This window comes from Chryseobacterium sp. 2987 (assembly GCF_031456375.1).
Taxonomy (GTDB): Bacteria; Bacteroidota; Bacteroidia; order Flavobacteriales; family Weeksellaceae; genus Chryseobacterium; species Chryseobacterium vaccae.
In genome coordinates, this window is the sequence record NZ_JAVDUN010000014.1 from 72,701 (window position 1) to 82,812 (window position 10,112).

At 36.3% G+C, this 10,112-nt stretch carries 12 protein-coding genes; 11 read left to right on the forward strand and 1 reads right to left on the reverse strand.

The window, feature by feature from the left end:
* Nucleotides 1–5: 5 nt before the first annotated feature.
* The 10 genes from J2Y40_RS23465 to J2Y40_RS23510 all read left to right on the forward strand — a co-directional run bounded on the left by J2Y40_RS23465 (nucleotide 6) and on the right by J2Y40_RS23510 (nucleotide 8,518).
* Nucleotides 6–707 carry a GIN domain-containing protein gene (locus J2Y40_RS23465; RefSeq protein ID WP_153392528.1) on the forward strand — a complete coding sequence of 234 codons (702 nt, stop codon included), beginning with the start codon at nucleotides 6–8 and terminating at the stop codon, nucleotides 705–707.
* A gap of 55 nt (nucleotides 708–762) precedes the next feature.
* Nucleotides 763–1,038, forward strand: coding sequence for a four helix bundle protein (locus J2Y40_RS23470; protein WP_231128628.1), 276 nt, complete (start codon nucleotides 763–765; stop codon nucleotides 1,036–1,038).
* A 218-nt stretch (nucleotides 1,039–1,256) separates the two neighbouring features.
* Nucleotides 1,257–2,972 carry a phospho-sugar mutase gene (locus J2Y40_RS23475; RefSeq protein WP_153392525.1) on the forward strand — a complete coding sequence of 572 codons (1,716 nt, stop codon included), beginning with the start codon at nucleotides 1,257–1,259 and terminating at the stop codon, nucleotides 2,970–2,972.
* Nucleotides 2,973–2,978: 6 nt separating this feature from the next.
* Nucleotides 2,979–3,872: a hypothetical protein gene (locus J2Y40_RS23480; RefSeq protein WP_153392522.1), complete on the forward strand. Its 894-nt coding sequence runs from the start codon at nucleotides 2,979–2,981 to the stop codon at nucleotides 3,870–3,872.
* Nucleotides 3,873–3,905: 33 nt separating this feature from the next.
* Nucleotides 3,906–5,159, forward strand: a complete 1,254-nt coding sequence (locus J2Y40_RS23485; RefSeq protein WP_153392504.1) for a pyridoxal phosphate-dependent aminotransferase — start codon at nucleotides 3,906–3,908, stop codon at nucleotides 5,157–5,159.
* 75 nt (nucleotides 5,160–5,234) lie between these two features.
* On the forward strand, nucleotides 5,235–5,939 hold the full coding sequence (locus J2Y40_RS23490; protein WP_310001737.1) for a hypothetical protein: 705 nt from the start codon (nucleotides 5,235–5,237) through the stop codon (nucleotides 5,937–5,939).
* Nucleotides 5,940–6,008: 69 nt separating this feature from the next.
* Nucleotides 6,009–6,731 (forward strand): 3-deoxy-manno-octulosonate cytidylyltransferase, encoded by a 723-nt coding sequence (kdsB, locus tag J2Y40_RS23495; RefSeq protein ID WP_153392498.1) that lies wholly within the window; start codon nucleotides 6,009–6,011, stop codon nucleotides 6,729–6,731.
* 110 nt (nucleotides 6,732–6,841) lie between these two features.
* Nucleotides 6,842–7,240 (forward strand): hypothetical protein, encoded by a 399-nt coding sequence (locus J2Y40_RS23500; RefSeq protein ID WP_310001741.1) that lies wholly within the window; start codon nucleotides 6,842–6,844, stop codon nucleotides 7,238–7,240.
* Nucleotides 7,237–7,899 carry a histidine kinase gene (locus tag J2Y40_RS23505; RefSeq protein WP_153392492.1) on the forward strand — a complete coding sequence of 221 codons (663 nt, stop codon included), beginning with the start codon at nucleotides 7,237–7,239 and terminating at the stop codon, nucleotides 7,897–7,899. Before J2Y40_RS23500 ends, J2Y40_RS23505 begins: the two co-directional genes overlap by 4 nt.
* 43 nt (nucleotides 7,900–7,942) lie before the next feature.
* Nucleotides 7,943–8,518 (forward strand): glutathione peroxidase, encoded by a 576-nt coding sequence (locus J2Y40_RS23510; protein WP_153392489.1) that lies wholly within the window; start codon nucleotides 7,943–7,945, stop codon nucleotides 8,516–8,518.
* Between the two features lie 270 nt (nucleotides 8,519–8,788).
* Here J2Y40_RS23510 and J2Y40_RS23515 read toward each other — a convergent pair whose 3' ends face one another.
* Nucleotides 8,789–9,445, reverse strand: coding sequence for an NAD(P)H-binding protein (locus J2Y40_RS23515; protein ID WP_153392486.1), 657 nt, complete (start codon nucleotides 9,443–9,445; stop codon nucleotides 8,789–8,791).
* A gap of 143 nt (nucleotides 9,446–9,588) precedes the next feature.
* On the opposite strand from J2Y40_RS23515, the gene J2Y40_RS23520 reads away from it, so the two are divergent.
* On the forward strand, nucleotides 9,589–9,942 hold the full coding sequence (locus J2Y40_RS23520) for an MmcQ/YjbR family DNA-binding protein (protein WP_153392483.1): 354 nt from the start codon (nucleotides 9,589–9,591) through the stop codon (nucleotides 9,940–9,942).
* Nucleotides 9,943–10,112 lie beyond the last annotated feature (170 nt).

A 10,112-nucleotide genomic window follows, 5' to 3' on the forward strand; every position in this document is an offset into this window, starting at 1 on the left:
TAAATATGAAGAAAATATTGTACACATCCCTGCTTATTGTGGCGGTTTCCTGCGGAAAAGTTTCTCCAAAAGGAACCATTGAAAAGAAAGATGTGGAAGTTTCAGAATTTGTAAATCTGGATCTTGAAGGGAAATTCCGTGTATTTTATGCCAGAGGGCCTAAGAATTTTGTAGAGATAGAAACCTATCCTAACGTAGCCTCCAATTTAGATGTGGATGTGAAAGATAAAACGCTTTCCATCAAAGAGAAGAGAGGTACAAAAGGGGTAGATTTTTATAACGTAACCATTTATTCAAAATATAACCTTGAAAAAGTAGCCGTTTCAGACTCTGTTGAAATGAATATTTCAAGCGAAATTAAGACCGATAACTTCAGACTTAATCTGAAAAATAACGCTACATTTATGGGATCGGTGAATACAAGAAGAGCAGAAGTGGAGATGCACAACAGAAGCAGGGCCAACTTTCTTGGTCTGACTAAGGAAGCAGTGATAAAAATTTCCGATACCGCAAGCTTAATCGCTCCTTACTGGAAAATCACGAATCTGAACATCGACTCTAAAAACGGAAACTATGCTGAGGTGAATGTAAAAGATTCGTTAAAAGGACATATTCAGAACACCGCAAAGTTTATCTATTATAACAATCCGATCAGAGCATTTAAAATTGATAAGTCAACCCGAGTAGAAAATAAAAAATTAGAGTAATAAAGACAGGAAGAGGGAAGCTGGGAGATGGAAGAATAGATTAAAATACAAATTGATGAGTTTCAAATTTGAGAAATTGGTGATTTGGCAGAAGTCAATGAATTTTGCAGAACAGATTTTTAGTTTGACTTTGAACTTTCCCAAAGATGAAATTTTTAATCTGGCATCACAAATACGAAGAGCATCTGATTCTATTGCACTTAATATTTCTGAAGGCAGTATTTTGCAGTCGAACAAAGAATTTAAAAAATTTCTCGGTTATTCTATCCGTTCTCTAGCTGAAACCGTAACATGTCTGTATAAAGCAAAAAATAGAAAATATATTTCATAAGAAGAATTTGATAAAATGTATAACGAATGTTATAATTTAATGAATCAGATTATAGCATTCAGAAATCAACTTAAAGATTAGATAATAATAGAAGGTCTGGGTAATTGCTCGTTCTTCATTAATTAAAAATAAAATAATAAAACAAAGCTGTGGATTTGAATTGTGGGATAAACAAACTTCCAACTTCCATCCTCCAGCTTCCAAACTTAAATACACATATGACAACATTAGAAAAGGCGAAACTTTGGTTAAGCGATACATTCGATAAAGAAACAAGAGAGGCGGTACAGCTGTTAATTGACAGCAATTCTCCGGATCTGGAAGATTCTTTCTACAGAGAACTGGAATTCGGAACAGGAGGAATGAGAGGAATTATGGGAGTAGGAACCAACCGCTTAAACAAATATACATTAGGTCAGGCAACTCAGGGACTGGCAAACTATATGCTGGCTCAGTTTAAAGGCGAAGAGATTAAAGTAGCCATTGCCTATGATGTACGTAATAATTCAAAAGAATTCGGAAAACTGGTTGCAGATGTTTTAACGGCAAACGGAATCAAAGTCCTGCTTTTCAAAGAGCACAGACCAACCCCGGAACTTTCCTTTACTGTACGTGATAAAAAATGTAACGGAGGAATTGTACTGACAGCTTCTCACAACCCACCTGAATACAACGGTTATAAAGTATACTGGAATGACGGGGCACAGATTGTTCCGCCTAATGATGAAGCCATTATCAATGAAGTATATTCCGTGAAATTTGACGAAATTAAATTCAACGGAAATGACGACCTGATCGAATGGATCGGAGAGGAGCAGGATGATGTGTACATCGATGCCTGTATAGAAAATTCCACGTATCAGAACGTAGGAAAAGAAAACTTAAACATTGTTTTCACCTCCATCCACGGAACAACCTATACAACCATTCCTAAAGCCCTGGAAAAAGCAGGATTTAAAAAGATTGATCTGGTAAGAGAACAGATGATCCCAAGCGGAAATTTCCCTACCGTAGATTCTCCGAACCCGGAAGAACCGGCTGCACTGGAAATGGCGATGGACCTTGCAAGAATTACCAATGGAGATATTGTAATCGGAACAGATCCGGACGGAGACCGACTTGGAATTGCCGTAAGAAACCTTGATGGTGAAATGCAGCTGCTGAACGGAAACCAGACCAACACCATTCTTACGTATTACATTCTGAACGAATGGAGAAAGCAGGGAAGAATTACAGGAAAAGAATTCATTGGCTCTACCATTGTAACGTCCGATATTTTCTTTGATATTGCACAAAAGTTTGGCGTAGAATGCAAAGTGGGACTTACAGGATTCAAATGGATCGGGAAAATGATCCGTGAAGCAGAAGGAACTCAGAAATTTGTCTGCGGAGGCGAAGAAAGCTTCGGATTCATGACCGGAGACTTTGTCCGTGATAAAGACTCTTGTGGAAGTATCCTTTTAGCCTGTGAAATCGCTGCCTGGTGTAAAGCCAACGGGAAAACAATGTACCAATACATGATCGAGATTTACAAAGATCTGGGAATGTATTACGAAGGACTGATCAATATCGTAAGAAAAGGAAAAGAAGGGGCTGAAGAAATTCAGAATATGATGAAAAACTTCCGTGAAAATCCTCCGAAAGAGCTTGCAGGCTCATTGGTAGAGGAAATCAAGGACTTTAAAGAGCAGACCAGTTTCAGTGTTTCTAACAATGAAATAAAAGTAATGAATGATATTCCGAAGTCCAATGTATTGATTTACTATACACAGGATGGAACAAAAGTCTGCGTAAGGCCTTCCGGAACCGAACCGAAAATTAAATTTTATGTGTCGGTGAAAGACTCCATTACTTCAGAAGCAGATTTCATAGATAAATTAAAATCATTGGAAGCGAAGATCGGAGCCGTTAAAACAGATTTAAAACTGGATTAACAGATTATGATAAAACAAATTATAGCAGTTTGCATACTGTCTGTGGCTGTAGTTTCCTGTAAAAAGGAAGCTGCAGTTTCTGATGTAAAGCCGGCAAACGATTCAATTGTTAAAACTGAAGCCAAAGAAGATCAGTATAAACCAATTGATACGGCATGTTCTCCTTCCCATAAAACGGAAGATTACATCACTGCTCTTCAATGGTATCGTACTAAGATTGAAAAAGAGCTTGCAGCGAACACTCCGGAACAAAATGATAAAACATATGAAGATTTTGTTCAGATAAGAGAAAAGTATACAGAATGTCTAAGTACTTTGCACAGTGATATTTTAGACAAGTATGTCAATTATTACAACTACGATAAAGATCAATATAATCTTCCGGACAATGTAAAGAAAGTGGCTGCTGAACTGAAAAAAGTAGGCCTTGAATTCAGGGAAGTAGGAGAAGGAATAACCGAGATCTGGACCATTCCCGGATATTATCCTCCTATTTTTAAGGGAAAAGTAACCCCGGATTATGAACTGTATATTACTCAGACTGCAAAAGAAAGCGAAAGCAATTATGCCGCAGATGCCGGGCTGATCATTACTTGGGAAGAACTAGGAGAGAGGTTGATATTCTGGGAGAATTTTATTAATAAATATCCTAAAAGTAAGCTTTTAAAAACAGTAAAGCAGGACTATAATAATTATCTGGACGATTATCTTTTCGGTATGGATAATACAATGACCTACGAAAGCGCAGACGGAAAACTATACGATGAAAACATAAAGGAATTCAAAAGGATCATAAAAAAATATCCGAATTCCAACACGGCAAAAAAAGCTAAGGAACTAATGGCCCTTTTTGAGGCACAGATGCCAGTGGATCAGATACGTGAGAAAATGGATGTATAAAGACAATATTAGTAAATTTTAAATAAAAATAAAGTGAAAGTTTCAAAATTAGCGGCGAACCTGATTGGTTCAGAAATTGTAAAAATTGGTAATGAAGTAAATGATTTAAAGGCAAAAGGAGCAGAAATAGCCAATCTTACTATTGGTGACCTGAATTCTAATATCTATCCTATTCCAGCCCTGCTGAAGGAAGAGATTCAGAAAGCTTATCAGAATAATCTGACGAATTATCCGCCTGCCAACGGACTTTTATCTTTAAGAAAAGAAGTTTCAAAAGACCTGAAAAGCAGATGGAATCTGGATTACGCACCGAATGATATCCTTATCACTGCAGGATCAAGACCGTTGATCTACGCTGTTTACAAAACCATTGTAGATGAAGGAGACAAAGTAGTATATCCAACTCCGTCATGGAACAACAACCACTATGCTTACCTTACTTCCGCCAATGCCGTAGAAGTAAAAACAAAGCCTGAAACCAACTTCCTTCCGACAGCAGATGATTTGAGACCGCATTTGGATGGAGCAGTTCTTTTAGCCCTTTGTTCTCCATTGAACCCTACAGGAACCATGTTTACAAGAGAGCAGCTTTCAGAAATCTGTGAGCTGGTGATCGCTGAAAACAAAAAAAGAGGAGCAGACGAAAAACCTTTATACTTAATGTATGACCAGATCTATTCCAACCTTACTTTTGGAGCAGAACACGTAGATCCGGTTTCTCTTTTCCCTGAAATGAAGGAATATACCATATATATTGACGGAATCTCCAAATGTCTTGCTGCAACAGGAGTACGTGTAGGATGGGGATTCGGTCCTGCGCATATCATTGATAAGATGAAAGCGCTTCTAACACACGTTGGAGCCTGGGCACCAAAACCTGAGCAGGAAGCAACTGCAAAATTCTATGAAAACCCTGAAAATGTAAACGTATTCGTAGAAGATTTTAAAGCAAAGCTGGAAGACAGTTTAAAAGTTCTTCACGGTGGAATCCAGGATTTAAAAGCCAAAGGACTTACCGTAGACAGTATTGAACCGATGGGAGCCCTTTATCTTACTATTAAATTAGACTATATCGGAAAAACAAAACCGGACGGATCTGTCATTGAAAACTCTTCTGATCTTGTATTTTACCTGATCAATGATGCAGGAGTGGCTTTAGTTCCGTTCTCAGCTTTCGGAGAAGAAAAATCAGAACCTTGGTTCCGTGCTTCTGTTGGAGGACTTGCCATTGATGAGATCAAAGTAATGCTTCCGAAACTGGAAAACGCATTGAATAATCTTAAATAAATCTCCCTATACAACAGTGTAATAGTTTATTAAGAATTGCTACACTGTTGTATTGCTATATTGTTACATTAAACGATGAATTACCTTAGAAAAGGTTTTATTATACTCGCAGGAATCCTTTTGATCTCTTGTAAAAAAGAAAATTATGTGCTTTATTCTGTTGATAATGCATGCGATTCAGTAGTGATCAACCAGACAGGACGTAACAAGTATCAGTTTATAACCAAAGGCAGGACATTTGATGGCCGGATTATTAAAGATAAAGACAGTGTGAGAATAATGGAACTGGATAGAGGCCCCAATTCAAAACTCAACAAACTTATTCTGAAAAATGAACGTGCTTATTATCCGGGAATGATAGACGTAGATTATTTTATCGTCAAAAAAACCGGTGAAAAAGATATCACTCTTTCTGATTCAAAATGGGCATTATTGAAGCACTGCGGAAGTAGTATGGAATCCTTTAAAAAGTTTAGATTCAATAAAAAGGAGCATGTATTTGAATTTGACAGGGGATATACTTATGTCTTTACTTATAAAACAAAAGATTCCCTACATTATAAGCTCTACTTAAAAACAATTATAACGGAAGATCTTGAAACTGAGAGAAAAATGGTTTATGATCCGGATTTCGTTTCAGCAGAAGTACAGCTTATTGCATCCAATATGGTTAGAGCTCAGTTTTACGGTATGAAAGTAAAAGACAGTACGCTGGTTTATCCTTTTGATTACAAGTCTGATAAGCCTCAGAATGTATATTTTTATAAGTATGAAAAATAATTAAAATACTTGAATTTTGTTAACAACAAAACTGAAGTATTTTTATAAAAAACTGACAATTAGAAGAATATGAAAATAATCGCTGTTATTCCCGCAAGATATGAAGCCAGCCGCTTTCCGGGGAAATTGATGCAGAAATTAGGTGAAAGAACCGTGATCACCACAACCTATCAGAATGTTGTAGAGACAGGGTTATTTGATGAGGTTTTTGTAGCCACAGACTCCGAAATTATTTTTGATGAGATTGTAAAAAACGGTGGAAAAGCCGTAATGACAGGCCAGCATGAAACAGGAAGCGACCGTATTGCAGAAGCCGTACAGAACATTGATTGTGATATTGTGATCAATGTACAGGGAGACGAGCCTTTCCTGAAGCTAGAACCATTAAAACAGCTGATCGGAGTTTTTCATGAAGATCATAATCAGGAAATTTCACTGGCATCTCTAAAAATAAAGCTTACAGAAAAGGAAGAAATCGAAAACCCGAATAACGTAAAAGTAATTACCGATAATAATGGTTTTGCCCTTTATTTCAGCCGTTCTGCTATTCCCTTTCATAGGGAAGTTTCTTATAAGGTAGATTACTTCAAGCATATCGGAGTCTACGCTTTCAGGAAACATGCACTGCTTCAGTTCTCAAAACTGGAAATGAAGCCTCTGGAAATATCAGAAAAAATTGAATGCATCCGCTACCTGGAATACGGAATGAAGATCAAAATGATAGAAACCAATTTTGTAGGCGTAGGAATCGATACTCCGGAAGACCTGGAAAAAGCAAGGAAATTAATCTGAAAATAAGGAAATTCACTGGTTCTCTGATGTAAAATTCATTTCTCAGGCTTCTTCATCTTTGCTTTTTCAACCAATTCCTCTTATATTTGGATAGATAAATAAGGGTATTGGTGAAGAACTTATTTTTAACAGGAATATTATTTTGCCTTTCAGGTGTAAAAGGTCAGAATCTGAATGATAAAAAATTTTATGCTCAGATCAGACACAGCTGCATAGCGACAACGAACGGAGCATTGGACAGATACACCTTTATCGTTCTGGAATTCAAAAATAATAAACTCTATCCATCTTATTTGGAAATACCATCTAAAAAAGAAACCAAAGAAGGACCAGTAAACTATAGATTTGAAAATAAAATATTATATCTTGCAAAGCCAATGGAGCTGGATGAAGATCCTGGATTGATTTTTAAGTACGATAACGGGAATCTCGTACCTCAAAAGAAAAAAGGAGAGCTGGGTTTAGTGTTCAGACCTTCTTTACATTACTATTTTAAAAAAAATAAATGAAAAAAATAATATATTTAGTTCTTTTAATCGTTACAACTTCACTGTATTCTCAGACCGCAAAGGAAATTATAGATAAAAATATAGAGCTTTCCGGAGGACTAACGAACTGGAAGCTTTTAAATTCAGTAATGCTGCAGGGAAAAGTTGTTCTAGGAATCAAAGATGAATATCCCATAAAAATATACCAGCAGCGCCCGAATCTTACCAAAACGGTGATCACCATTAACGGAAAAGATACAGCGATTGAAGGCTTTGACGGGACGAAAGGTTATGCTATGAATTATGCTGCCAATAAGCTGCAGGAATACGCAGAATATGTGCCGGAAAGTTTTGATAATGACTTTATAGACTGGGAAAGCAAAGGTTTTGAAGCGAAATATCTCGGAAAAGAAAAAGTAGGAGAGATCTACTGCCATAAAGTAGAGTTAACGAAAAACGTAAATAAGAACTTTTACTATTTCGATACTAAAACTTATATGCTCTTAAAGGAGATTAAAAAAGATGAAACCCTTGTATATGCTGACTATAAAAAAGTAGGTAATCTTCTGATGCCTTTTAAAATAGAATCATCAAGTACTAAAAAAGACGGAGACTATGTAATGCTGTTGAACAGAATAGACGTTAACAAAGTATTTCCTGCGAATATTTTTAAGTTTTAACAGAAGAAAAATAACGCAGCATGGCTGCTTAAAATCGATAAAAATGAAAAAGATGTTCTTGCTGCTGCTTTCTTTTGTGGCATTTTTACAAAACTGTACCAACCAGAAAAGTGAAATTTCTCAAGCTAAAACCAAAGAACTTATGGGAAAAACAATATATGATTTCAAGGTAGAAAGCCTTGACGGAAACGAAATCAATTTTGCAGATTTCAAAGGAAAAAAGATCCTTATTGTGAACACAGCTTCAGAGTGTGGGTTTACACCGCAGTATGCTGATCTGGAGAAAGTATATGAAGAACATAAAGACAAACTGGTAATTGTAGGTTTTCCAGCCAACAATTTTGGAGGCCAGGAACCGGGAACCAATACTGAAATCGGGACTTTCTGCCAGAAAAATTATGGAGTAACATTCCCGATGGCTGCAAAAGTTTCCGTAAAAGGAGATGATACCGCACCGATCTTTAAATATCTTACGGAAAAAGAACTTAACGGGATAAAAAACACCACGATCCTTTGGAATTTCACCAAATTCCTTGTCGATGAAAATGGAAAACTGGTAGATACCTTCGTAAGTACGACAAAACCTACAGACGAAGCCATTACAAAACATCTGAAATAACAGAAAACAATAAACACTTAGTTTATCAATTTTGACTCCGCTCAGTATGACAGCCCAATGATACAGGGCGTATTAGAAATATCATACTGAACGGAGTTAAATATTTCAGAACCAGGTTCACTAAGCATCTTTGAAATACAACTCCTTTGTATTACTTTGCTAAGTTATGCTCTTGTCCTTAAAAAAATCTAAGCAATTTTAACGTGAGACTTTAAATATGATGGCTTATAAAACTTCCATCCTCCCTCTTCCAGCTTCCAACCCATAACATTATTCCACCTTCTTCTCTGCAAAGCAAAAAATATTTCCCAGCTTAATACTGGAATACCCATTACTCTTTATTTTTGAGGAATTAATCATTGCTTTAGCTAAAATATCGGTAGGAAGCGGTTTCTGGCTTTCCAGAAGACCTAATTTATTGGCAAATTTAATAATCCTGCTGCCGAGCACTTCACCCGTCCTTTCCGAATCTTTCCGTTCAAGCATTCCGGGTTTGAAAATAGTGATCTTGGTAAAATGGAGTTGTTTTACAGCTTCTTCCAGCTCTCCTTTCATTTTGGAATAAAAAATCTTAGATTCCGGGCTGGCTCCATAAGCTGAAACAAGAATATAATCTTCCACTTCATTCTCTTTAGCAGCTTTGGCAAACTCATATTGATAGCCAAAATCTACTTTCCGTTGCGCTTCTTTACTTCCGGCAGCCTTTAATGTAGTTCCTAAACAGGAAAATGCAACATCACCTTTAACCTGATCTTTCCATTCTTCAGGATTTTCAAAATTTACAACATGTACTTTTAGTTTGTCATCCTGAATATCAATAGGTTTTCTGACAAAAACATCAACTTCCTCAAAATCTTTGTCATTGAGCAATTGATTGACTAAATCTTTTCCTGTAGCACCTGTGGCACCGATTACTAAAGCTTTCATAACAATTGGGTTTGATGAAACGATATTTTCTTTCTTAAATTTACTAAATTTGAATTAATAAAAGGCCAAAAGAAACGGTAAATATCAGTTACCACTCATTATATATTACTCATAGCTAATTACCCATTACTCATAAATAAAATATGGATGCCAACGAAATTCTGGATTACTGTCTTGCCAAAAAAGGGGTTACAGAAACATTTCCTTTTGACAACGAAACACTTGTTATGAAAGTAGGAACCAAAATGTTCTTACTGATGCCCTTGGAAAAACAACCTTTGAATATTAATGTGAAAACAGACCCTGAATGGAGCGCAGAACTCCGTGAACAGTATCCACAAATTACAGGAGCATTTCATATGAATAAAACCCATTGGAATTCTGTGATGACAGACGGCCTGAAGAGAGATCTGGTATTTAAAATGATAGATCAGTCCTATGATTTAGTATTTAATTCGCTGACGAAAAAAGCAAAAGAGGAGATACTGAAGAGCTAAATGGTAAAAAAATCAAGGATTTTGCTTACCAGAGAAAAAAAAATAAAGACCTATAAAACTAAAATCCACCTCATATTGGACTGCCCCCAAAAAGTTAGACACTTTTTAGGGGCATTTTTTTATGTATAGAAAAGAAAAATTTAGCGTTGCTTTCAAATTAGAATGTATTA

Bases quoted from the DNA above. Each gene is read 5' to 3' on its own strand.
- J2Y40_RS23465 (WP_153392528.1), top strand. From the start codon at position 6: ATGAAGAAAATATTGTACACATCCCTGCTTATTGTGGCGGTTTCCTGC.
- J2Y40_RS23470 (WP_231128628.1), top strand. From the start codon at position 763: ATGAGTTTCAAATTTGAGAAATTGGTGATTTGGCAGAAGTCAATGAAT.
- J2Y40_RS23475 (WP_153392525.1), top strand. From the start codon at position 1,257: ATGACAACATTAGAAAAGGCGAAACTTTGGTTAAGCGATACATTCGAT.
- J2Y40_RS23480 (WP_153392522.1), top strand. From the start codon at position 2,979: ATGATAAAACAAATTATAGCAGTTTGCATACTGTCTGTGGCTGTAGTT.
- J2Y40_RS23490 (WP_310001737.1), top strand. From the start codon at position 5,235: ATGAATTACCTTAGAAAAGGTTTTATTATACTCGCAGGAATCCTTTTG.
- kdsB (WP_153392498.1), top strand. From the start codon at position 6,009: ATGAAAATAATCGCTGTTATTCCCGCAAGATATGAAGCCAGCCGCTTT.
- J2Y40_RS23505 (WP_153392492.1), top strand. From the start codon at position 7,237: ATGAAAAAAATAATATATTTAGTTCTTTTAATCGTTACAACTTCACTG.
- J2Y40_RS23510 (WP_153392489.1), top strand. From the start codon at position 7,943: ATGAAAAAGATGTTCTTGCTGCTGCTTTCTTTTGTGGCATTTTTACAA.
- J2Y40_RS23515 (WP_153392486.1), bottom strand. From the start codon at position 9,445: ATGAAAGCTTTAGTAATCGGTGCCACAGGTGCTACAGGAAAAGATTTA.
- J2Y40_RS23520 (WP_153392483.1), top strand. From the start codon at position 9,589: ATGGATGCCAACGAAATTCTGGATTACTGTCTTGCCAAAAAAGGGGTT.